Origin of the sequence: Kribbia dieselivorans NBRC 106261, assembly GCF_001552435.1 — a bacterium.
Lineage (GTDB): Bacteria > Actinomycetota > Actinomycetes > Actinomycetales > Dermatophilaceae > Kribbia > Kribbia dieselivorans.
This window is the reverse complement of the sequence record NZ_BCRE01000116.1, coordinates 1-21,864: the sequence shown is the minus strand read 5'-3', so window position 1 is coordinate 21,864 and position 21,864 is coordinate 1. Positions and strand designations below refer to the sequence as shown.

Genomic DNA, 21,864 nt, shown 5'->3' with positions numbered 1-21,864 from the left:
CCCTGGCCCGCCGCTGGTGGGCCGCGGCCGGCTCCGGGGCGTGGACCGGGCGCTCGTTGGCGCAGGCCCGCGCGATCAAGGTCTCCGGGGTCACCGAGATCGCCAACGCCTCGATCTCCTCCTCGAGCATCGACGAGTGGCGCACGGCCGGCCGCGCTCGCGGGTATCTGCAGATGACCTCCGACGCGTGGCGGGACCGGGCCTACGGCGACTTCTGGTCGTACATGCTCGTCGCCGAGGGCGCGGTGGATGTCGCCGCCGAACCGGAGCTCGAGGTGTACGACATGGCTGCACTCGTGCCGATCGTGCGTGAGGCCGGTGGGCGCTTCACGTCACTGGACGGGGTCGAGGGCCCGTGGGGTGGCAACGGCGTCGCCACGAACGGGCGGCTGCATGACGAGGTGCTCACGCGGCTCGCGCCCGACGCCTGACCGCGCTCCGCCTGACGCGCCGAGTGGTCAATCCTTGCGACGTAACTTCGAGTTACGTCGCAAGGATTGACCACTCGGCGCAGGTGATGCGGCGGATTCAGTTGGGTACGACCGTGACGTCACCGCGACCGAGCGCGCGAACCGCGTCGGCGTGGTCGGCGGCGTCACCGACGATGACGACGGTCCACTCCCCCGGCGCGATCCACGCCCGCCACGCGGCATCGAGATCAGCGACGCCCAGCGCCCGGATCCGACGCAGGTTGTCCGAGGTGAACGTGCTCGACAGGCCCTCCAACGCCAATCCGGCCGCCTCGTCGGCGATCGCACCGGCCGTGTCGTACCGGCCGGGCGCGGTCTTGGCCAGGTAGTCGACGCCGGCGCCGCGTTCGGCCTCCGAGAATCCGTCCAGCCCGCCCTCGAGGATGTCGAGCAGTTCGCGCACCGACTCCGCGGTCGCGTCCGCGCGCACCGAGCCGTGGGTCAGGAACTGCCCGCCCCGAACCCGCGGGCGGAACGTCGAGCGGATCCCGTAGGTGTAACCGCGCTCCTCGCGCAGCACCGCGTCGATCCGCGCGGTCGGTGACCCGCCGACGAGGTAGGCGAGTACGGGGAACGGCGCCCACGCCTCCTCGACCTGCCGGTCCGGGCCGAGGCAGCCGACGATGAACTCGGACTGCACCGAACCCGGTCGGTCGACGAACACGATCCGGGTGCGGTCGGCGGCGGTCTGCGGCGGGGCGGTGATGACGTCGCGTGGCGCGGCGTCGGGGTTCTCCCACGCACCCACATGCTCGGCCAGCAGCGCGTCGATGTCGATCCCGGTCAGGTCTCCGGCGACGACGACGGCAGCGCCGGCCGGGGCCATATGCCGGCGGTGGAAGTCGAGTACGTCCTCGCGGGTGATCGCGGCCACCGATTCGTGGGTGCCGCCGCTGGGTCGGGAGATGCGTTCGGAGGCGTCGTAGAACGTCGCCGCGAACTCGCGCGCGGCCCGGTGGGGGGCGCTGGCCCGCTCCTGCTCGATCTCGGCGAGCCGGGTGCGCACCAGTCGCGCCACGTCGTCGGCGGCGAGGTCCGGCTGCGTGACGGCCTCCATCATCAGGGCCAGCGCATCCCCGAGCCGGCGGGCCGGTACGTCCATGTCGATGCCCAGCCCCGCTTCGGTCATCGCGGCGCCCATGGCCATGCCGGTCTGCTCCATCTGCTGGGCGAACGACTGCCCCGGATGCGCCGCGGTGCCCTCGTCGAGCAACCGACACATCAGCGCCGCGACGCCCTCGATGCGCTCCGGCTCGGAGCGCAGCGGCAACGGGATCGAGGCCCGCACCGAGATGACGTACTGGCCCGGCACGTCGTGGACGACCGCCTGCATGCCGTTGGCGAGGGCGAAACTGCGCGCCGACGGGAAGTTCCAGTCCGCCGGCGGGCCGATGACCGGTCGGGCCGGCGCGCCGGTCGTGCTCTGCGCGGCCTCTCGGGTGTGCTCCAACCGCATGTCAGCGTCCTTCCACGGTGTCGGTGGCCACGTCGGCCACACCATCGCCGGCCACACCGGCCGCGGCCAGGGCCCCTTCGGCCGGCTCACCCGCCCGGTCGGCTGTGGCCGGGCGCGCTCGGTAGGTCACCACCGCCCGCTGGTGCCCGCGCAGCCAGGTGCGCGCCACCTCACCGACCCGCGTCGCGGTGATCTCGCCCAACCGGTCGAGGAACGTGTTGATGTACTGCGCGTCGTGGTGCAGCGTCGCGAAGTGGCTGATGATGTCGGCGCGATCGTCGTTGGCGGCCAGGGCGGTGAGCCATCCGCGCTCCGACTGGGCCAGCACCGCCTGCATCTCGGCCTCGGTCACGCCCTCGGCGCCGAGCCGCTCCAACTCCTCGACGACGGCGTTCTCGACCTGCGCCACGTCCTGTCCGTCGGCGATGTCGACGATGACCAGGCCCAACGAGACTCCGTCGATCAGACCCATCGCGGCGGTGTGCACGCTGTTGGCCATCTCGTCGCCGCGCACGAGGCGGGTCTCGAGGCGCGAGGTCGTCAGGCCGCCGAGGACGTCCAGGGCGATCGACGTCGCCAGGTACTCACTGCCGCCCTCGGCGGGGAGCCGGAAGGCGAGGTAGAGCCGGTCGTTGGGCACGTCCTCGACCCGCTCGAGCCGCACCGGATGGGACAGCGGCGGCAACTGGGGCAACCGCGGCCGCTGGTCCGTCGCCGAGCGCGGCAGGTGCCCGAAATGCTTCTTCACCAACGCGAATCCGTCTTCGGGGGTGACGTCGCCGACGAGTGTGAGGACCGAGTTGTTCGGGCCGTAGTACTGCTTGTAGAAGGTGTGCACATCGAGGAGGAGCGCGGCGTCGAGGTCCTCCATCGAGCCGATCGTCGGGTGGTGGTAGGGGTGGCCGGCGGGGAAGATCGTCGCGTAGACGTCGGACAGCGCGTGACCGTAGGGCACGTTGTCGTAGCGCTGCCGTTTCTCCTCCTTGACCACGTCGCGCTGGTTGTCGAGATTGGCCTGGTTGACCGCCTCGAGCAGGTGACCGTGCCGGTCGGCCTCGAGCCACAGGGCCAGTTCGAGCGCGCCGGTGGGCACGGTCTCGAAGTAGTTCGTGCGGTCGAACCAGGTGGTCGCGTTGAGTCGCCCACCCTCGGCCATCAGGGCGGAGAAGTGTTCACCCGAGGCGACGTTGGCCGATCCCTGGAACATGAGGTGCTCGAAGAGATGCGCGAAGCCGGTGCGCCCGGGTGACTCATGCCGCGATCCGACATTGACCCAGATGTTCACCGTGACCGTCGGAACGCGATGGTCGGGTTGGATGACGACACGCAGCCCGTTGGTCAGGGTGCGCTCGTGGATCGCGTAGTCGAGCGGCATGGGCTTGACCCTACTCGCGCAAACCGGCGCACTCAGCGGTTATCCATCGATCATCGGTTTTGGGTGTGCCGGTTCTCGGTCGGTGGGTTTCGGTGTGCAGGTTTCGGGTTGGCCGCCGCACCGCAGGTCGCGCCCGGGCGGGAACGAGCGAAACCCCGCGACACTCTGCGGAGCGTCGCGGGGTTCGGTCGAACGGGATCGGATCAGGCCGCCGGGTCGGTGGTCCGCTTCGCCGGCGCAGGGGCGGCGTCCTGGTCACCCTCACGATCGCCGGGCACGCGCGGCAGGTCCGGCATCGCCTCGTCCCACCCGAGTCGCTCGATGATGTTGCGGGCATACACCTGCTGTGCCGTGGTGGTGCGCTCACTGCGCGCATTGCCCAGGAAACTGACCGCCCAGTGGAGCAGCGTGGTGATCTGGTTCTTGAACCCGATGATGAAGACGAGGTGCACGGCCAGCCACATCAGCCACGCGAAGAAGCCGCTGAACTTCATCTTGCCGATGCTCGCGACTGCCGAGAACCGGCTGATCGTGGCCATCGAGCCCTTGTCGTAGTACGAGTAGGGCTCGGTCGACGGGGTGCCGTCGAGACGGGCGCGGATGAGCTTGACCGCGTGGCGACCGCCCTGGATGGCGTTCTGAGCGACACCGGGGTACGTGTTCAGCGAGATCATGTCGCCGACGACGTACACCTCGGGGTGGCCCGGCAGGGTGAGGTCGGGGTTGACGAGCACGCGCCCGGCGCGGTCGGTCTCGGCTCCGGACTGGTCGGCGACCATCTTGCCCAGCGGCGAGGCCTGCACACCGGCAGCCCAGACCTTCGTGTACGACTCGATGCGACGCTCGGTGCCGTCGGCGTCCTTGACCGTCAGACCGGTCGCGTCGACGTCGGTGACCATGACGCCGGTCTCGACGTCGACGCCCATGGATTCGAGTTGACGCTGGGCCTTGGTGCCGAGTTGACCGAAGCTCGGCAGCACCTGCGGAGCGCCGTCGACGAGCAGGATCCGGGCCCGGGTCGGGTCGATCTTGCGGAACTCGTCCTTGAGCGTGCGCTGCGAGAGTTCGGCGATCTGGCCGGCCATCTCGACGCCGGTCGGGCCGGCGCCGACGACGACGAACGTCATGAGCCGGTCGATCTCGGCCGGGGTGGAGGCGAGTTCGGCCAACTCGAAGGCACCGAAGATGCGGCCGCGGAGCTCGAGCGCGTCGTCGATGGTCTTCATGCCCGGGGCGAACTCGGCGAAGTGGTCGTTGCCGAAGTATGACTGGCCGGCACCGGCGGCAAGGATGAGCGAGTCGTACTCGGTCACGGTCTCGCGGCCGACGATCGACGAGGTCACGGTCCTGGCGGTCAGGTCGATGTCGGTGACGTTGCCCAGCAGCGTGCGGGTGTTGGAATTGCGACCCAGCACGTCACGCGTCGGCGGGGCGATGAGGCCCTCGGAGAGGATGCCGGTGGCCACCTGGTAGAGCAGCGGCTGGAAGAGGTGGTGCTGGGTACGCGAGATGAGGGTGACGTCGACGTTGTCGCGGCGCAGCGCCTTGGCGGCGAAGAGGCCGCCGAAACCGGACCCGATGATCACCACGCGGTGGCGGGGGGCAACGGCGTGGCCGTTCTGAGCGGACTGGTTCATGGGATCCATGGTCTCAGGATTGCCCGGGGATGTGTGTACCACGTGGCGTGGCGGCGCGAGAGCGGGCTCCCCGGGCCGCTGTCCGCCCCCGCCCAGGCACCGGTGTCACGAGTGCGTCTGCGCCTCGCGATCGGCCATCTGAGGCGTCTCGAGTTGGAACGTCGAGTGCTCGATGGACACCTCGAAGTGCTCGGCGACGCATGACCGCAGGGTGTCGAGGATCTGCGGCGCATGCCCGTCCTCAAAGCAGGTCGGGTCGACGACGACGTGGGCGGTGATGATCGGCAGCCCGGTCGCAACGGTCGAGGCGTGCAGGTCGTGCACGTCGTGGACGTGGTCCAGCGCGAGCATGTGCGCCCGCACCTGATCGAGGTCCAGCCCGGCGGGAGTGAACTCGAGCAGCACGCGGGAGGACTCGCGCAGCAGGTGGAAGGCGCGCGGCACGATGAGCGCGGCGATGAGCAGACCGGCCACGGCATCGGCCTGGCGCCACGCCGTCGTGTCCATGACGATCGCCGCCGCGATGACCCCGACCGAGCCGAGTGCGTCGTTCATCGCCTCGAGGAACGCCGCGCGGAGGTTGAGATTCGCCGAGCGAGCCGAGGTCAGCACGAGGATCGCGACGAGGTTCCCGGCGAGCCCGACGACACCGAAGATGAGGAGTTCGGTGCTGGGCACCTCTGGCGGCGACGACAGCCGCTTGAGCCCCTCCACCACGGCGTAGACCCCGACGACGAGCAACAGGGCGGCCTGGACGAACGCCGCGACGACCTCCACCCGGCGAAAGCCCCAGGTGCGCCGCGACGAGGCCGGTCGCAGCACGAGATGCGCGGCGAGCAAGGCCACCCCCAGCCCGGTGGCGTCCGTGAGCACGTGCGCGGTGTCGGTGAGCAACGCGAGGCTGCCGGTCAGGTAGGTGCCGACGGCCTGGACGAGCAGCACGCCGACCGAGATGGTGAAGGCAATGCCCAGGACGCGTCGGTGGTCACCCGGGAGGGGTGAATGGCCGTGATCGTGCCCCAGCCCCACGACTCTCCTCCTGTGTGTCGACCGATGTCAGCGGTCTGGGCAGCCTACCGATTGCGGTGGCGACCGGCGTCAGGACAGGGTGAGGAAGAGTTTCTCCATCGTCGCCTGGTCCTCCTGCGAGATGCCGTCCGGCGACTTCAGGCACTCGCGCATGCCGGAGGACACGATGGCGAAGCCGGCCTTGTCGAGGGCGCGGTTGACGGCGGCGAGCTGATTGACGACATCGCGGCAGTCACGCCCCTCCTCGATGAGGCGGATGACGCCGCCGAGCTGCCCCTGGGCGCGGCGCAGCCGGTTGATGACCGGCGTCATGTCGTCGGGGTTGAGCGTGACCATGATCAGTTCCTTCGTTCGAGAGTGCGTGGTGCACACGTTTGACGATATACCCCCGTGGGTACTACCGTGGCGCACGACATCAGGATACCCCCAGGGGTATGAATCGAACCAAGGAGTTTCCCATGTGCCGTCCCGTTGCCTGCACCACCTGTGGCAAGACGACCTGGGCCGGCTGCGGCCAGCACGTCGACCAGGTCATGGCCCGCGTCCCGGCCGCCGACCGGTGCCGCGGTCACGAGAACGCCCAGGTCGGCTCGGCCGCAGCGTCGAACTCGTTCGGAGCGACGTTCTCGCGCCTGTTCCAGCGCTGAGCAGAGTGCCGGCCGGGGTTGATCAGCTCACGGCCTTGAGCCCGGCCACCCCGCCGATGATCATCGTCAGGAAGACGATCTTGGCCGGGCTGATCGACTCAGCGCCGGTGGCCATGCCCACCACGACGGTCAACGTCGCTCCGATGCCCACCCACACGGCGTAGGCCGTGCCGACCGGCAGCGTGCGCAGCGCATACGACAGACCGACCATGCTCAGCGTCACCGCGACGAGGAACACGAGCGAGGGCATCAACCGGGTGAACCCCTTCGACTCCGACAACGCGAGCGCCCAGGCGGCCTCGAGCATGCCGGAGAGGATGAGAATGAGCCACGCCATGACGGACCTCCCTGGCCGTCTTGTCGCGCTCCGGGTACGGCTCCCTCGTCCGGGACCTCGATGTGGGGTCTGACGAGAACGATCTCACACACCGGCGGCCGGCAGATGCCCTGCCGGAGTCTCGCGACTGCCGGAGTCTCGCGACTGCCGGAGTCCCGCGACTGCCGGAGTCCCGCGACAGCCGGAGCCACGCTCACGCGCCCATGTGTGGGTACCGATAGTTCGTCGGCGGCACGAACGTCTCCTTGATGGTCCGCGGCGAGGTCCACCGCAGCAGGTTGGCCATCGTGCCGGCCTTGTCGTTCGTGCCCGAGGCCCGCGCGCCACCGAACGGCTGCTGCCCCACGATGGCTCCGCTCGGTTTGTCGTTGATATAGAAGTTGCCGGCCGCGAACCGCAGTTCGTGACTCGCCCAGGCGATGGCCGCGCGGTCCCGGGCGATCACCGATCCGGTCAGGGCGTAGGGCGCGGCCGACTCGAGTTGCCGCGTCACGGTCTCGAAGTCCGGATCGTCGTACACATGGACCCCCAGGAGCGGCCCGAAGAACTCGCGCGTGAAGAGCTCGTCGGTGGGGTCGGTCCCCTCGACGACGGTCGGGCGGATGAACCAGCCGTCGCTCGCATCGCGCTGCCCGCCCACGAGAACCCGCAGACCATCCACCGACTCGGCGCGCGTGAGCGCCGCGTCGACCTTGGCGAACGCGCGGTCGTCGATGAGCGCGCCGGTGAAGTTCGCCGGGTCCTTCGGCGAGCCGACCGGGATCGCCTCGATCTGCCCGAGCAGGTCGTCGCGCATCGCGGTCCACAGCGTGCGCGGCAGGTAGGCCCGCGAGGCGGCCGAACACTTCTGACCGGAGTACTCGAACGCGCCCCGGATCAGCGCGGTCGCCACGACCTGCGGGTCGGCGGAGGGGTGCACGAGCACGAAGTCCTTGCCGCCGGTCTCCCCGACCAACCGCGGATACCCGCGGTACTGGCCGATCCGCCCTCCGACCTCACCCCAGAGATGCTGGAACGTCGCCGTCGATCCGGTGAAGTGGATGCCCGCCAGGTCGGGGTCGGCGAGCAGCACGTCGCTGACGGCCAGGCCGTCGCCGGGGAGCAGGTTGATCACACCCGGCGGCAGGCCCGCCTCGATGAGCAACTCCATCGTCAGGTGGGCGGCGAGCTGCTGGGTCGGGCTGGGTTTCCAGATGACGGTGTTGCCCATGAGCGCCGGGGCGGTCGGCAGATTGCCGGCGATCGCGGTGAAGTTGAACGGCGTGATCGCGTAGACGAACCCCTCCAAGGGCCGATGGTCGGTGCGGTTCCACACGCCCGGAGCGCTGTGGTGCGGCTGCTGCGCGACGAGCTCCTTGGCGAAATGGACGTCGTAGCGCCAGAAGTCAATGAGTTCGCAGGCTGCGTCGATCTCGGCCTGGAACGCGGTCTTGCCCTGGCCGAGCACGGTGGCGGCGTTGAGCCGTTGCCGCCACGGGCCGGAGAGCAGTTCGGCGGCCCGCAGGAACACCGCGCTCCGCTCGTCGAGGTCGAGGTCGCGCCAAGCGGGAGCGGCCTCCTTCGCCGCAGCGGCAGCGGCCTTCGCGTCGGCCTGGGTCGCGTTGTGCAGCACCCCGAGCACCTGCTGGTGCGCGTGCGGTTGCACCACCTGGATCGGTTCCCCGCCCCCGGGCCGCCACTGCCCGCCGATGTAGGCGCGCAGGTCGTGCGAGTGCGCCTCGAGGGTGGTGATGGCGTCGGCGAGTTCGGCACGTTCGGCCGAACCGGGCGCGTAGGTGAGCACGGGCTCGTTGTACGGCGCCGGTGCTGCGGTGATCGCGTCCATGGGGGTCCACTCCTTCGTGGTGGTGGGTGTGGCGTCAGACGGGATCACTCCAGTGTGCTCCCGTGCGTCGCGCATCGGGCAGGATCGTGGAGGCCCAACCCCGAGGCCTACAGTCAGTGGACAGAATGGGCGTGCCGCACCGAGCACCCTCGCTGCGCCGCGACCGCGATCAGGAGTGACACCGTGGACATCCCCGCACCTGCCCCCGACCACCCGACCCAGACCGGCCCCCTCGCCGGCCTGAAGGTCTACGAGATCTCCGCCTTCGTGGCGGCGCCGCTCGGTGGCATGACCCTGGCCCAACTGGGCGCCGACGTCGTGCGGATCGACCCGCTCGGCGGCGCCGCGGACTCGGGTCGGTGGCCGTTGGCGGCCTCGGGCACGAGCCTGTACTGGGCCGGGCTGAACAAGGGCAAGGAGTCGCTGACCGTCGACTTCCGGTCCGAACGTGGCCGAGAGCTCATCCACGACCTCGTCGCGCAGGCCCCGGCCGGGAGCGCCGTCGTGCTGACCAACGCGGTCGGGCGCGACTGGCTGTCGTACGAGGCCTTCGCCGCGCGTCGGCCCGATGTCATCCACGTGCAGGTGCAGGGCTCCAGCGACGGCAGCCCGGCCGTCGACTACACCGTCAACGCCGGCGTGGGCTTCCCGCTGGTCACCGGGCCACAGGCCCTGGCCGACCCGGTCAACCACGTGCTCCCGGCGTGGGACATCGCCTGCGGCCTGTACGCCGCGCTCGGCGTCAGCGCCGCGCAGGTCGGGCGGTTGAACACCGGCCGGGGCGAGAAGATCACCGTCGCCCTGACCGATGTGGCGTTGGCCATGGCCGGCAACCTCGGGTTCCTCGCCGAGGCGCAGGTCAACGGCGTCCAGCGCGACCGCATCGGCAACTACCTCTACGGTGGGTTCGCCCGTGACTTCGTCTGCGCCGACGGCGAGCGCGTCATGGTCGTCGCGCTCACCCCGCGACACTGGCGCGACCTGCTGCGGATCACGCAGATGCACGCACCGGTCGAGGCACTCGAGGGCGCGCTCGGGGTCGACTTCACCAAGGAGGACGACCGCTTCGAGTACCGCGAGGTGCTGGCGGGGTTGTTCGAGCGGTGGTTCCGGGCGCACCCGCGGGCCGAGGTCATCGCCCAGCTCGACGGCACCGCGCTCCTGTGGGCGCCGTACCGCACGTTCGGGCAGGCCGTCGAACACCTGCAGGAACACCCGAACCCGCTGATGAGTGTCATCGACCAGCCCGGTGTCGGGTCCCATCTCGCGCCCGGCATCCCGGCCCGACTGCACTCCGCTCCGGGGCCGGCCGTGCCCGCCCCGGTCATCGGTGGTGACGGCGACCGGGTGCTGCAGCGGGAGTTGTCGCTCTCGCCGGACCAGATCGACGGTCTCATCGCCGACGGGGTGCTCGAGGTACCCGGGCGAGCGGCCGCGACGGGCGGTGCGGCACAGTGAGCGACGTGAACACACCGAGCGACGTGAATGCTGCCAGCCCCGTCCGTGGACCGTGGTTCGACGAGCTCGAGGTCGGAGCGGTGTTCGACCAGGCCCCGCCGGTGACGATCACCGAGGGAATGGCCGCACTCCACCACGGGATCGTCGGCAACCGGCTGCGCCTCGCGCTGGATCACGGGCTCGCCGCGGCGGTGACCGGCACGCCGGGTCTCGTGTCGCCGGCGTTGGTGTGGGACGTCTCGATCGGCCAGTCGACCGGCGCGACGCAGAAGGTTCGTGCGAATCTCTTCTACCGCAACCTGCGGTTCCTGCGGTTCCCGCGCCTCGGCGACACGCTGCGGACCGTGACCACCGTCGATGCGCTGCGCGGCAACACGCCCAAGCCGGGGCGGCCGCGGACCGGAATGGCGGCGTTGCACATCGTCACCACCGACCAGGACGACAACCCGGTGCTCGACTACTGGCGGTGCGCGATGCTCCCGGCGTCACCGGGGCACGAGGGCGACCTGCCCGCCGACGACCTGTCGACCATCGGGGTCGTGGCGGAGCCGAGTGAGCTCACCACGGCGATCGCCGACTGGGACCTCGCGTCGTACCGGGCGTCGTTGCCGCCGGCGGCCGGCGTCGAGGTGGGGCAGGTGTGGGAGGTCGACGGGGCCGACGTCGTCTCGTCGGCACCGGAGCTGGCACGACTGACGGGCAACCTCGCCGCGGTGCACCACGACGCGCACCGCGCCGGCGGGCGGCGACTCGTCTACGGCGGGCACACCATCGGGCTGGCGCTGCACCACCTGACGCGGGCGTTGCCGTCGATGGTGACGGTGCTCGCGTGGCATTCGTGTGACCATCTCGCGCCGGTGCACGAGGACGACGCGCTGACGTCGACCGTCGAGGTCACGGCGGTGCGCGAGGTGGCCGTGGTGGGGCAGTCGCTCCCGGTCCGGATCGCCGATGTGCGGGTCGTCACCTCCGCGGCCAGTGGCGCGAGCGCCGGTGCCGACAGCGTCACGCGCACCCCGGTGCTCGACTGGCACCTGTCGGTCGCCCTCCCCTGACCCGCGCGGTTCCCCGCTGTCTCCCCCGCGGTTCCCCGCCGCCTCCCCCACTGCCTCCCCCGCGGTTCGAGGTATGAGCGACCGTTACAGCGGTCGCTAATACCTCGAACCGCAGAGGGGGAACCCGGTGGGAGGGGGTCAGTCGCCGAGGGCCACCACGTCGCCGATGACGATGATCGCCGGCGGGTTGACGCCCTGGGCCACGATGTCCTCGCCGAGCCGGCCGAGGGTGGTCCGCACCACCTGCTGGGTCGGCAGCGCGCCATCGGCGACCACGGCGACGGGCTGAGCCTCGTCGCGTCCGGCCGCGATCAGCGCTCCGGCAATCGCCCCGGCGTTCTCGACCGCCATGAGCAGCACAAGCGTGCCGCGCATCGCGGCGACGGCGTCCCAGTTGACGAGGCTGTCGGCGTGACCGGGCGGAATGTGCCCGCTCAGCACGGTGAACTCGTGCACGACGCCGCGGTGCGTGACCGGGATCCCGGCCAGCGCCGGCACGGAGATCGACGACGACAGCCCGGGGATGACGCGCACCGGGATGCCGGCCTCCTGCAGCGCCAGCACCTCCTCGAAGCCGCGCCCGAAGACATAGTTGTCGCCGCCCTTGAGACGCACGACCTTCTTGCCGGCCTGGGCCTGCTCGATGAGGATCCGGTTGATGTCCTCCTGCGCGGTGAACCGGCTGCGCGGCACCTTCGCGACATCGATCAACTGCACCGTCGGCGACAACTGCGCGAGCAGTTCGCGCGGGGCGAGGCGGTCGGTGACGACGACGTCCGCGCCGAAGAGTGCCTTGAGCCCGGCGACGGTGATGAGGTCGGGGTCCCCGGGACCGCCGCCGACGAGGGTGACACCGCGGAAGTCGGCAGGTTCAAGACGGATGGTCGCATCGGGCATGGACGTCATTGTGCAAGCCACGTCAACCCGGCGTCGATTCGGGCCACCGCGCCGTTGGTCACCTCCACCCAGTCCGCCTCGTGGGGCTGCTGCCCGCGCAGGTACGCCACCGCCAGGCGGATCGCGTCGCCGTGGGAGACGAGAATGGTTGCGTGCGCAGGGTGGGTCGCCCGGGCGGAGCTCGGTGCGGCTCGGTCGCTGGGCGCACTCACCTCGGTCGCCCCCACCTCGGTCAACACCGCCGCCATGCGCGCGTACACCTGCATCGGCGACTCGCCACCGGCCACCGGCAGCGTCGGGTCGCTCCAGTCATGCGCCTCGGCCGCGGCGAACGTCTCCTCGTAGCTGCGCCCCTCGAGGTGACCAAGTGCCTGCTCCCGCAACCGGGCATCGTGCGAGACCACGCCGCCGAGCCGCTCGGCCACGATCTGCGCCGTCTCGACCGCTCGGGTGAGGTCGCTGGTGATGACGCGCGTCACGACGCTCCGGCGTGCGGTGAGGTCAGTGGCGATGGTCTCGGCCGCTCTCGCCGCCTGCTGCCGACCCACCTCGGTCAGCCGCGGGTGGTGGGTCTGCCCCTGCGTGCGGCGGGCCACGTTCCATTCCGACTGACCGTGACGCACGAGATAGACCTGACGCGCGAGTTGGACTTGACGCGCGAGCTGGACCGGATGAGGCATGCGCGACATTCTCCCGTAGGCTGGGCGCGCTCCGTGCGGCAGGAACCCGGTGGGAGTCCGGGGCGGTTCCGCCACTGTGACGTCTCGATGCGTGAGACGCAGCCAGACACTGCGACCGGGGCCGATCCGACCACACGACGGGGCGAGAACCCCTCAGGAGGAACCATGTCAGAGCAGACCACCCGCATCGCGCTGCTGTCGACGTCCGACACCGACCTGCTCTCGGCCCGCATGAGCGGAGCCTCGTACGGCTGGGCGAATCCGAGCCGCGCCACCGATGCCGAACTCGAGTCGGTCGTCGCCGGCGCCGACCTGGTCGTCGTGCGTCTGCTCGGCTCGCCGCACGACCTGTGGCCCGGCCTGGGTGCGGTGCGCGAGGCCGGTACCCCGCTGGTCGTGCTCGGCGGCGAGGTGCAGCCGAACGCGCAGCTCATGGAGCTCTCCACCGTGCCGATGGGCGTGGCGGCGGAGGCGCACCGATACCTGGCCGAGGGTGGCCCGGCGAACCTGACGCAGCTGCACGCGTTCCTCTCCGACGTCGTGCTCCTGACCGGTGAGGGTTTCGAGCCGCCGGTGACGATCCCGGTCTGGGGCTTTGCGGAGCGCGAGCGTGCCGGCAGCCGCGCCACCGCGCTCCCCCGCGTCGGCATCCTCTACTACCGCGCCCACGAGGTCAGCGGCAACTCCGCCTTCGCGCACGCGCTTGCCGACGCCGTCGACGCAACCGGCCACGCCACTGGCGTGCCGATCTTCGCCGGGTCACTGCGCTCCGCCCCGGACGACCTCTACACGGCCCTCGGCACGCTCGACGCCCTCGTCGTGACCGTGCTCGCCGCCGGCGGATCCGTGCCGGCGAGCGCCAGCGCCGGCGGCGACGACGAGGCCTGGGACGTCGAGCGCCTCGCTGCGCTGGACATCCCCGTGCTCCAGGGGCTGAGCCTGACGACCTCGCGCGCCGAGTGGGAGGCCTCCGACGATGGCGTGACCCCGCTCGACTCCGCGACGCAGATCGCGATCCCCGAGTTCGACGGGCGCATCATCACCGCGCCGTTCTCGTTCAAGGAACTCGACGAGCAGGGGCTGCCGCACTACGTCGCCGACCCCGAGCGCGCCGACCGCGTCGCGCGGATCGCGGTCAACCACGCGCGGCTGCGCACCACGCCAAACGCGGACAAGAAGCTCGCGCTCGTGCTCTCGGCCTACCCGACCAAGCACGCTCGCATCGGCAACGCCGTCGGCCTCGACACGCCCGTCTCGGCAATCCGGTTGCTGCGCCGGTTGCGCGACGAGGGCTACGACCTCGGCACCGACAACGTGGTCACCGCGCTGCTCGACACCGACTCCCAGGGCGACCCCAGCGGCGCCGACGACACCCAGGCCGGTGACGCGCTGATCCACGCGCTCATCGCCGCCGGTGGCCAGGACGAGGAGTGGCTCACCTCCGCCCAACTCACCGACGCGCACGTGCGGATCACCGCCGACGAGTACCGCACCTGGACCGCCGACCTGCCGGCCGATCTGCGCGCCCGGATGGTCGAGGCGTGGGGCGAGGGCCCGGGCTCCCTGTTCGTCAACGACAACCGGGAGCTCGTGCTCGCCACACTCCAGGCCGGCAACATCGTCATCCTCATCCAGCCGCCGCGCGGGTTCGGGGAGAACCCGGTCGCGATCTACCACGACCCCGACCTGCCGCCGAGCCACCACTACATCGGCGCCTACCGCTGGCTCGAGCATGGGTTCGGCGCCGACGCCGTCGTCCACCTCGGCAAGCACGGGTCGATGGAGTGGCTGCCGGGCAAGAACGCCGCGCTGTCGGCGTCGTGCGGCCCGGACGCCGCGATCGGCAACCTGCCGCTGATCTACCCGTTCCTCGTCAACGACCCGGGCGAGGGCGCGCAGGCCAAGCGCCGCGCCCACGCCACGATCGTCGACCACCTCGTGCCGCCGATGGCGCGGGCCGAGGCCTACGGCGACATCGCCCGCCTCGAGCAGTTGCTCGACGAGCACGCCAATATCGCCGCCATGGACCCGGCGAAGTTGCCGGCCGTGCGCGGTGAGATCTGGCAGCTCATGCGCTCGGCCGAGATGCACCGCGACCTCGGCCTCGACGAGCGCCCCGAGGACGACGACTTCGACGACTTCCTCCTGCACGTCGACGGCTGGCTGTGCGAGATCAAGGACGCGCAGATCCGCGACGGGTTGCACGTGCTCGGCGCCGCGCCGACCGGTGAGGCGCGGGTCAACCTCGTCCTGTCGATCCTGCGCGCGGCGCAGGTGTGGGGTGGCGTCGGCAACGCCGTGCCGGGGCTGCGCGCCGCGCTCGGCCTGACCGACGGCGCCGACCTCCACGCCATCGACGAGGCGGAGTCGCGTGCCCGCGCGTTGATCGAGTCGCTCGAGTCGGTCGGGTGGGACCCGGCCGTCGTGCCCGATCTCATCCCGACGCTGCACGACGATCCGACCGTGCAGCAGGTGCTGACCTTCGCCGCCGAGCAGGTCGTGCCGCGCCTGGCCCGCACGACCGACGAGCTCGACGCCGTGCTGCACGCCCTCGAGGGCGGGTTCGTGCCGGCGGGCCCGTCCGGGTCGCCGCTGCGCGGGTTGGTCAACGTGCTGCCGACCGGCCGAAACTTCTACACCGTCGACCCGCGCGCGGTGCCGTCGCGCCTGGCGTGGGAGACCGGCCAGGCCATGGCCGACTCGCTCATCGCCAAGTACCGCGACGAGACCGGTGAGTACCCGACCTCGGTCGGGCTGTCGGTGTGGGGCACGTCGGCGATGCGGACCTCCGGTGACGACATCGCCGAGGTGCTCGCGCTTCTCGGCGTGCGCCCCGAGTGGGACGAGGCCTCGCGCCGCGTGAGCCGCCTGCAGGTCATCCCGCTCGACGAGCTCGGTCGCCCGCGGATCGACGTGACGGTGCGCATCTCCGGTTTCTTCCGCGACGCGTTCCCGCACGTCGTGGCGATGCTCGACGACGCTGTCGCGATGGTCGCCGAGCTCGACGAGCCGCTCGAGCAGAACCACGTGCGCGCCAGTTACCTCGCCGACGTGGCGGAGCACGGTGACGACCGTCGGGCGCGCACGCGCATCTTCGGGTCGAAGCCGGGCTCGTACGGGGCGGGCATCCTGCAGGTCATCGAGTCCGGGTCGTGGCGCGATGACAACGACCTGGCCGAGGTGTACACCGCGTGGGGTGGCTTCGCCTACGGCCGCGGGCTCGACGGCGCTCCGGCTGCGGACGACATGCGCGCGAACTACCGCCGGATCAAGGTGGCCGCGAAGAACGTCGACTCGGCCGAGCACGACATCGCCGACTCCGACGACTACTTCCAATACCACGGCGGCATGGTCGCGACGGTCCGCGCGCTGACCGGGTCGGACGTCAAGGCGTACGTCGGCGATTCGACCGCGCCCGACGCGGTGCGCACCCGCACGTTGGCCGAAGAGACCGCGCGTGTGTTCCGCGCCCGCGTGGTCAACCCGCGCTGGATCGCCGCGATGCAGCGACACGGGTACAAGGGCGCGTTCGAGTTGGCCGCGACCGTGGACTACCTCTTCGGCTTCGACGCCACCGCCGGGGTCGTGCACGACTGGATGTACGAGAAGCTCGCCCAGGAGTACGTGCTCGACGAGACCAATCAGGACTTCCTGCGCCAGTCGAACCCGTGGGCGCTGCGCGGCATCGTCGAGCGCCTGCATGAGGCGGCGGAGCGCGGTCTGTGGGCCGAGCCGGACGCCGACACCCTCGCCGCGATGCAGCAGGTCTACCTCGATGTCGAGGCCGACCTGGAGGACGGGGTCGAGGCGTGAGCGAACCCAGCGCCAGCGCACCCACCCCTGGCGCACCCACCCCTGGCCATCCCGCTCCTGGCCAGCCCGTGCGGGTGCGCATCCTCGGTGTCGGCATGGGTCCGCAGCACGTCACCCCCGAAGTGGCCGACGCGCTGCGCGGCTGCGACTACGTCATCGCCGCGCAGAAGGCCGACGACGACGGACTCCTCGCCGCCCGACGCGCCATCGCCGCCGCCCACGGTGTGGAGGTCGTGGCCGTGCCCGACCCGGCCCGCGACCGCGATCCATCGAGCACCGCCACGACCGCCGAGTACGGCGTCGCCGTACGGGACTGGCACGCCGCCCGCGTCGATGCCTACGCCCAGGTGCTGCGCGAGCGCGGCGGGACCGCCGCCTTCCTCGTCTGGGGCGACCCGTCGCTGTACGACTCGACGATCCGCGTGGTCGAGTCGCTCGCCGAGCAGTGGACCGCACAGCACCAGCCTGCGCACCTCCCTCTCGAGTACGACGTCCTGCCCGGCATCAGTGCGCCCCAGCTCCTGGCCGCGCGGCACCGGATCGTCCTCCACCGCGTCGGTCAACCCGTCCATATCACCACCGCTCGGCGGCTGCGCGACGACATCGACGCCGGCCAGCGCAACCTCTGCGTCATGCTCACCGGCACCCTCGACCTGACCGGCCTCGACGATTGGTCGATCTGGTGGGGCGCCAACCTCGGCACCGACTCCGAGGAACTCGTCTCCGGCCGGGTCGCCGACGTCTCCGCGGCGATCGGTGACGCCCGCGCCCGCGCCAAGGACGCCGCCGGCTGGGTCATGGACGTGTACCTACTGCGCGGCCCGGCAACCCACGCGAGTGCTCCGTGACCAGCACGTCCCCCCGGAGCACCACCTCCAGGCTGCGCACCACCTCCTCCGTGAGCGGCACCTCCACCGCGCCTGGCCTCCTCGTCGCGGGCACCACCTCCGACGCCGGCAAGAGTGTCGTGACCACCGGTTTGTGCCGGGCACTGGCCCGCCGGGGAATCTCGGTCGCGCCGTACAAGGCGCAGAACATGTCCAACAACTCCATGGTCTGCGTCGCCGCCGACGGCACCACCGCCGAGATCGGCCGCGCCCAGTGGGTCCAGGCGCTCGCCGCAAAGGTCGCCCCCGAACCGGCGATGAACCCGGTCCTGCTCAAGCCCGGCACCGATCGTCGCAGTCACGTCGTCCTCATGGGCCACCCGGCCGGGGACGTCAGCGCGACCGACTGGGCCACCGGCCGCGGGCACCTCGCGCAGGCCGCGCACGACGCCTTCGACGACCTGTCCACCCGCTTCGACATCGTCATCGCCGAAGGTGCCGGCAGCCCCGCCGAGATCAACCTCCGCTCGGGCGACTACGTCAACATGGGACTGGCCCGCCACGCGGACCTCCCGACCGTCGTCGTCGGCGACATCGACCGCGGCGGGGTGTTCGCGGCGATGTACGGCACCGTCGCGCTGCTCGGCGCCGACGACCAACGTCTCATCGCCGGCTTCGTCGTCAACAAGTTCCGCGGCGAGGCATCGTTGCTGCGCCCCGGTCTGGACTCCCTCGAGCACCTCACGGGCCGCCGGGTCTTCGGCGTCCTGCCGTGGGACCCGACCCTGTGGCTCGACTCCGAGGACGCGCTCGACCTGGCGGGCCGGCGTGCCTCGAGCGCCGCAGCCCGCAAGGTCGCCGTGATCCGGTTGCCGCGGATCAGCAACTTCACCGACGTCGATGCCCTCGGACTCGAACCCGACCTCGACGTCGTGTTCGCCACCGACCCCCGCGACCTCTCCGACGCGGACCTCATCGTGTTGCCCGGCACCCGCTCGACCACCGCCGACCTGGAGTGGCTGCGCTCCCGCGGACTCGACACCGCGATCACCGAACACGTCCGCCGCGGCCGACCGCTCCTGGGCATCTGCGGGGGGTTCCAGATGCTCGGCACGACCATCTCGGATCCCCACGGCGTTGAGCGCACGGTGAGTAGCGGGAGCGCGATCGACAACGGCGTCACCATGGACGGCGTCACCGTCCACGGTCTTGGCCTCCTCGACATCCGCACCGAGTTCGCGGTCGACAAGACGCTCGCCCTGCCCACGGGCACGTGGCGGGGCGCACCGGCCGGCGGCTACGAGATCCACCACGGCCGCATCACACGCGGGTCCGGCGAGGAGTTCCTCGGCGGCGCCCGCTCTGGCCTGGTCTTCGGCACGATGTGGCACGGCTCGCTTGAAGGTGACGAGCTGCGCCACACCTTCCTGGGCGAGGCGCTCGACCTGTCCCCGACGCCCGTGTCGTTCCCCGCGGCCCGCGAACGCCGCATGGACCGCCTGGCTGACCTCGTCGAGCAGCACCTCGACGTCGACGCGCTCATCGACCTCGCCCACCAGGGTGCCCCCAGCGACCTGCCCCTGTTGCCCCCAGGAGGAGCATCGTGACCACCTCACCGCCACACCTCGTCCGTCACGTGACGGCCCAGCCGCACGGCCACCAGAACCGAGTGTCCCGATGAAACTGCTCCTGCTCGGCGGCACGAGTGAGGCCCGCGACCTGGCCGCCCGCCTCGTCGACGCGAACCTCGACGTCACCAGTTCCCTGGCCGGCCGAGTCGCCAAACCGCGATTGCCCGTCGGTCCCGTCCGCATCGGCGGATTCGGGGGCGTCGACGGCCTGCGCGCCGCCCTGGCGGAGTATGACGTCGTCGTCGACGCCACCCACCCGTTCGCCCGCGGCATGAGCGCCAACACCGAGGCCGCCTGCACGGCCGAGGGCACTCCCCTGCTGCGCCTGGAGCGCCCGGGCTGGGACCCCGACCCGGCGTGGCGGTACGTCGACACCCACGAGGAGGCCGCCGCGCTGGCTGCCGAGCTCGGCACCCGCCCCTTCCTGACGGTCGGGCGCCAGGAGCTGGCCCGGTTCGTCCCGGCGCTCGCCCACCTGCCGGCTGTGGCACGCGTGGTCGACGTGCCCGACCTGACCCTGCCCCCGGCGTGGCAACTGCTGACGAGCCGCGGTCCGTACACCCTCGACGGCGAACTCAATCTCATGCGTCGCCACGGCACCGATGTGCTCATCACCAAGGACTCCGGCGGCACGTACACCTGGCCGAAGATGGCCGCCGCCGGGCAGATGGGCGTGGCCGTCGTCGTCGTGCGCCGGCCCCCTACCTCGACCGTGACCCGCACGGTCACCTCCGTCGACGAGGCCTTCGACTGGGCCGTCACACAGATGGCGCCGAGATCATGAAGATCCTCGTCACCGGCGGGGTGCGTTCCGGGAAGTCCCGCCACGCCGAGGAGTTGATGTCCTCGAGCCAGTTCCAGTCGGGCGACCCCACTTCGAGCGAGTCCACCTCGAGCGAGGCCACCTCGAGCGACTCCGCATCGACCGCGCTCACCCCGAGCGAGTACCCATCGACCGCGTTCACGTCGATGGCCCCGACCATCACGTATGTCGCGCCCGGACCGACCACCGACGAGGACACCGATCCGGATTGGGCCCACCGGATCCGCGCCCATCAAGCCCGCCGACCGGCGCACTGGGTCACGCTCGAGACCCGCGATCTGGCCGCGGCCCTGCGCACCCCCGGGCCGGTGCTCGTCGACTGCCTCGGCACGTGGCTCACGGCCGTCCTGGATGAGCGCGCGCTCTGGGACGCGCCCAGCGATGAGGTTGTCACGACCATCCGCGCACTGGTCGACGAGGCCACAGCGATCCTCGAGACGCGTGATGAGGTCGTGCTCGTGACAAACGAGGTCGGCCTGGGCGTCGTGCCGGAGCACCGATCGGGACGACTCTTCCGCGACCTCCTCGGCACCGTGAATCAGGGCTTCGCAGCCGCGTGCGACGAGGTCCACCTGGTCGTCGCCGGTCGGGTGCTCCGCCTCTAGAGTGGGCACGGCGCCCAGCCGCCGCCGACGCATCAACCACCGCGCACAAGACAACGAGGTCGCCACGTGAACCCGACGATGGACCGTCTGCCCGACTGGGTGCGTTGGGAGCAGCGCGCGTTCCCCAACGCGAACCTCCTCCTGCTCGAGGGCCGCGCTCCGGCCTTGGTCGACAGCGGCTTCGTCGGTCACGCCGATGAAACGCTCGCTTGGACACAGCGGCACTCCGATCGGATCGAGCGTGTCGTCAATACGCACTGGCACTCCGACCACGTGGGCGGGAATGCCCTGCTGCAGAGCCGCGGCGTCGGCATCGCCGCCAGTGCTCCCGATGCCGCCGCCCTTGCGCGCCGCGACCCGGGCTGCTGCGCCGCCGAGTACCTCGACCAACCCGTGCCGGCGTACGAGGTCGACGAAGCCCTTGCCGACGGTGATGTCATCACGCTCGGTAGCGCGGAGTGGCTCGTCCTCGCCACGCCGGGGCACACCGCCGGCCACCTTGCGCTGTGGCAACCGGAAGAGCGTCTGCTTGTCGTCGGGGATGCCTTGTCCGACTACGACGTGGGCTGGGTCAGTTTGGCGACCGATGGGCCCGAGGCCGCGCAGACGGCGGTCGACACCCTGACCCGTCTCGTCGACCTCAACCCCCAGGTCCTGCTCACCGCTCACGGTGGGCTGCCCGACGACACCGGCGCTGCGCTCGCCAACGCCCACCGGCGTGCGCAGCGCCTCGTCGACGACCACGAGGGCGCGCTCTGGTACGGCATGCGGCGGATCTTCGCGTTCGCCCTGATGATTCGGGGCGGGTTCACCGTCGGCGAGGTTGAGCCGTACCTGCACCGCCAACTGTGGCTTCAGGACGGAGCGAAGCTGCTGGACCGCACCCCGGAGAGCCTGGCCGAGGAGTTGGTGCAGTCGATGACCCGTAGCGGCGCCGCCCTCGTTGAGGACCACCGCGTCATGGCCGCCGCCGAGCACACCCCGGTCGACCAGCAGCGGTTGGACATCGCGTTCCCGCGCGACTGGCCGGCCGCCGCCCGTGCGCGGGAGCTGTAACCGCCGACCGGCACCCTGACCTGCACTTCGACCTGAACAGACATGTCTCCCGAGGCACATCTCTCCCCCGAGACAGAGTTCTCCCGTGGTGCGGGGCGTGGTCATGGTCGCCTCCGGGGTTGGTCAGGTCTGAGGTGGAAGCGGATGGTCAATGTGCCGTCTGGTTCTCGGATGCGTTCGTGGACGTACTCGGGGTTGTGGATCCGTCGGTGGTCCTCCCAACAGAGGGGTAGTGCGTTGGTC

The 21,864-nt window shown here is 70.9% G+C and carries 19 protein-coding genes and 1 riboswitch; of the genes, 10 read left to right on the top strand and 9 right to left on the bottom strand.

The genetic code is table 11. The annotated features are described in order from the left end of the window. Positions 1-431, top strand: a 431-nt coding sequence (locus KD1_RS10345; protein ID WP_281177612.1) for an inositol monophosphatase family protein, incomplete at its 5' end; no start/stop codon positions are given. A gap of 97 nt (positions 432-528) precedes the next feature. Here the strand turns inward: KD1_RS10345 and KD1_RS10340 are convergent. From KD1_RS10340 to KD1_RS10320, 5 genes are all read right to left on the bottom strand, one after another. Then, positions 529-1,926 carry a M16 family metallopeptidase gene (locus KD1_RS10340; protein WP_068401523.1) on the bottom strand — a complete coding sequence of 466 codons (1,398 nt, stop codon included), beginning with the start codon at positions 1,924-1,926 and terminating at the stop codon, positions 529-531. A 1-nt stretch (position 1,927) separates the two neighbouring features. Next, positions 1,928-3,301, bottom strand: coding sequence for a M16 family metallopeptidase (locus KD1_RS10335; RefSeq protein WP_083542362.1), 1,374 nt, complete (start codon positions 3,299-3,301; stop codon positions 1,928-1,930). A gap of 203 nt (positions 3,302-3,504) precedes the next feature. Next, positions 3,505-4,938 carry an NAD(P)/FAD-dependent oxidoreductase gene (locus KD1_RS10330; RefSeq protein WP_068401520.1) on the bottom strand — a complete coding sequence of 478 codons (1,434 nt, stop codon included), beginning with the start codon at positions 4,936-4,938 and terminating at the stop codon, positions 3,505-3,507. Between the two features lie 105 nt (positions 4,939-5,043). Beyond that, positions 5,044-5,967, bottom strand: coding sequence for a cation diffusion facilitator family transporter (locus KD1_RS10325; protein ID WP_068401514.1), 924 nt, complete (start codon positions 5,965-5,967; stop codon positions 5,044-5,046). A 69-nt stretch (positions 5,968-6,036) separates the two neighbouring features. Beyond that, entirely contained in the window at positions 6,037-6,303 is a 267-nt protein-coding gene (locus KD1_RS10320) for a metal-sensitive transcriptional regulator (RefSeq protein ID WP_068401512.1), read from the bottom strand. Positions 6,304-6,425: 122 nt separating this feature from the next. On the opposite strand from KD1_RS10320, the gene KD1_RS10315 reads away from it, so the two are divergent. Then, positions 6,426-6,614, top strand: a complete 189-nt coding sequence (locus KD1_RS10315; RefSeq protein WP_068401510.1) for a DUF8730 family Cys-rich protein — start codon at positions 6,426-6,428, stop codon at positions 6,612-6,614. 22 nt (positions 6,615-6,636) lie between these two features. Here KD1_RS10315 and KD1_RS10310 read toward each other — a convergent pair whose 3' ends face one another. Both KD1_RS10310 and pruA read right to left on the bottom strand, forming a co-directional pair. Then, complete coding sequence (locus KD1_RS10310; RefSeq protein WP_068401509.1) at positions 6,637-6,951, bottom strand: DMT family transporter; 315 nt, start codon at positions 6,949-6,951, stop codon at positions 6,637-6,639. Between the two features lie 10 nt (positions 6,952-6,961). Then, a riboswitch (guanidine-III (ykkC-III) riboswitch) is annotated at positions 6,962-7,025 on the bottom strand. Between the two features lie 119 nt (positions 7,026-7,144). Continuing rightward, a complete protein-coding gene (gene pruA / locus KD1_RS10305) occupies positions 7,145-8,776 on the bottom strand; it encodes an L-glutamate gamma-semialdehyde dehydrogenase (protein WP_068401505.1) in 1,632 nt (543 codons plus the stop codon). Between the two features lie 183 nt (positions 8,777-8,959). On the opposite strand from pruA, the gene KD1_RS10300 reads away from it, so the two are divergent. Next, the gene (locus KD1_RS10300; RefSeq protein WP_068401504.1) at positions 8,960-10,234 is read left to right on the top strand and encodes a CoA transferase; all 1,275 of its coding nucleotides are present in this window, start codon (positions 8,960-8,962) and stop codon (positions 10,232-10,234) included. Positions 10,235-10,239: 5 nt separating this feature from the next. After that, a complete protein-coding gene (locus KD1_RS10295; protein ID WP_217995861.1) occupies positions 10,240-11,289 on the top strand; it encodes a MaoC family dehydratase in 1,050 nt (349 codons plus the stop codon). Positions 11,290-11,427: 138 nt separating this feature from the next. Here the strand turns inward: KD1_RS10295 and cobA are convergent, their stop codons facing one another. Continuing rightward, positions 11,428-12,186 (bottom strand): uroporphyrinogen-III C-methyltransferase, encoded by a 759-nt coding sequence (gene cobA, locus KD1_RS10290; protein WP_068401503.1) that lies wholly within the window; start codon positions 12,184-12,186, stop codon positions 11,428-11,430. A gap of 5 nt (positions 12,187-12,191) precedes the next feature. Continuing rightward, positions 12,192-12,866: a histidine phosphatase family protein gene (locus KD1_RS10285; RefSeq protein WP_169795379.1), complete on the bottom strand. Its 675-nt coding sequence runs from the start codon at positions 12,864-12,866 to the stop codon at positions 12,192-12,194. Between the two features lie 165 nt (positions 12,867-13,031). On the opposite strand from KD1_RS10285, the gene cobN reads away from it, so the two are divergent. From cobN to KD1_RS10255, 6 genes are all read left to right on the top strand, one after another. Beyond that, entirely contained in the window at positions 13,032-16,679 is a 3,648-nt protein-coding gene (gene cobN / locus KD1_RS10280) for a cobaltochelatase subunit CobN (RefSeq protein ID WP_068401499.1), read from the top strand. Then, positions 16,676-17,527 (top strand): precorrin-6A synthase (deacetylating), encoded by an 852-nt coding sequence (gene cobF, locus KD1_RS10275; protein ID WP_245627361.1) that lies wholly within the window; start codon positions 16,676-16,678, stop codon positions 17,525-17,527. The genes cobN and cobF overlap by 4 nt, the downstream gene beginning before the upstream one ends. Then, positions 17,524-19,113, top strand: coding sequence for a cobyric acid synthase (locus KD1_RS10270; RefSeq protein WP_441768674.1), 1,590 nt, complete (start codon positions 17,524-17,526; stop codon positions 19,111-19,113). The genes cobF and KD1_RS10270 overlap by 4 nt, the downstream gene beginning before the upstream one ends. A 70-nt stretch (positions 19,114-19,183) precedes the next feature. Beyond that, the gene (locus KD1_RS10265; protein ID WP_068401493.1) at positions 19,184-19,921 is read left to right on the top strand and encodes a cobalt-precorrin-6A reductase; all 738 of its coding nucleotides are present in this window, start codon (positions 19,184-19,186) and stop codon (positions 19,919-19,921) included. Beyond that, positions 19,918-20,565 (top strand): bifunctional adenosylcobinamide kinase/adenosylcobinamide-phosphate guanylyltransferase, encoded by a 648-nt coding sequence (locus KD1_RS10260; protein ID WP_068401490.1) that lies wholly within the window; start codon positions 19,918-19,920, stop codon positions 20,563-20,565. Before KD1_RS10265 ends, KD1_RS10260 begins: the two co-directional genes overlap by 4 nt. 66 nt (positions 20,566-20,631) lie before the next feature. Then, positions 20,632-21,621 (top strand): MBL fold metallo-hydrolase, encoded by a 990-nt coding sequence (locus tag KD1_RS10255; RefSeq protein ID WP_245627360.1) that lies wholly within the window; start codon positions 20,632-20,634, stop codon positions 21,619-21,621. Positions 21,622-21,864 lie beyond the last annotated feature (243 nt).

Excerpts from the sequence above, each read along its gene's own strand:
- KD1_RS10340 (WP_068401523.1), bottom strand. The coding sequence starts at position 1,926 with ATGCGGTTGGAGCACACCCGAGAGGCCGCGCAGAGCACGACCGGCGCG.
- KD1_RS10335 (WP_083542362.1), bottom strand. The coding sequence starts at position 3,301 with ATGCCGCTCGACTACGCGATCCACGAGCGCACCCTGACCAACGGGCTG.
- KD1_RS10330 (WP_068401520.1), bottom strand. The coding sequence starts at position 4,938 with ATGAACCAGTCCGCTCAGAACGGCCACGCCGTTGCCCCCCGCCACCGC.
- KD1_RS10320 (WP_068401512.1), bottom strand. The coding sequence starts at position 6,303 with ATGGTCACGCTCAACCCCGACGACATGACGCCGGTCATCAACCGGCTG.
- KD1_RS10315 (WP_068401510.1), top strand. The coding sequence starts at position 6,426 with ATGTGCCGTCCCGTTGCCTGCACCACCTGTGGCAAGACGACCTGGGCC.
- KD1_RS10310 (WP_068401509.1), bottom strand. The coding sequence starts at position 6,951 with ATGGCGTGGCTCATTCTCATCCTCTCCGGCATGCTCGAGGCCGCCTGG.
- pruA (WP_068401505.1), bottom strand. The coding sequence starts at position 8,776 with ATGGACGCGATCACCGCAGCACCGGCGCCGTACAACGAGCCCGTGCTC.
- cobA (WP_068401503.1), bottom strand. The coding sequence starts at position 12,186 with ATGCCCGATGCGACCATCCGTCTTGAACCTGCCGACTTCCGCGGTGTC.
- KD1_RS10285 (WP_169795379.1), bottom strand. The coding sequence starts at position 12,866 with ATGCCTCATCCGGTCCAGCTCGCGCGTCAAGTCCAACTCGCGCGTCAG.
- cobN (WP_068401499.1), top strand. The coding sequence starts at position 13,032 with ATGTCAGAGCAGACCACCCGCATCGCGCTGCTGTCGACGTCCGACACC.
- KD1_RS10265 (WP_068401493.1), top strand. The coding sequence starts at position 19,184 with ATGAAACTGCTCCTGCTCGGCGGCACGAGTGAGGCCCGCGACCTGGCC.
- KD1_RS10260 (WP_068401490.1), top strand. The coding sequence starts at position 19,918 with ATGAAGATCCTCGTCACCGGCGGGGTGCGTTCCGGGAAGTCCCGCCAC.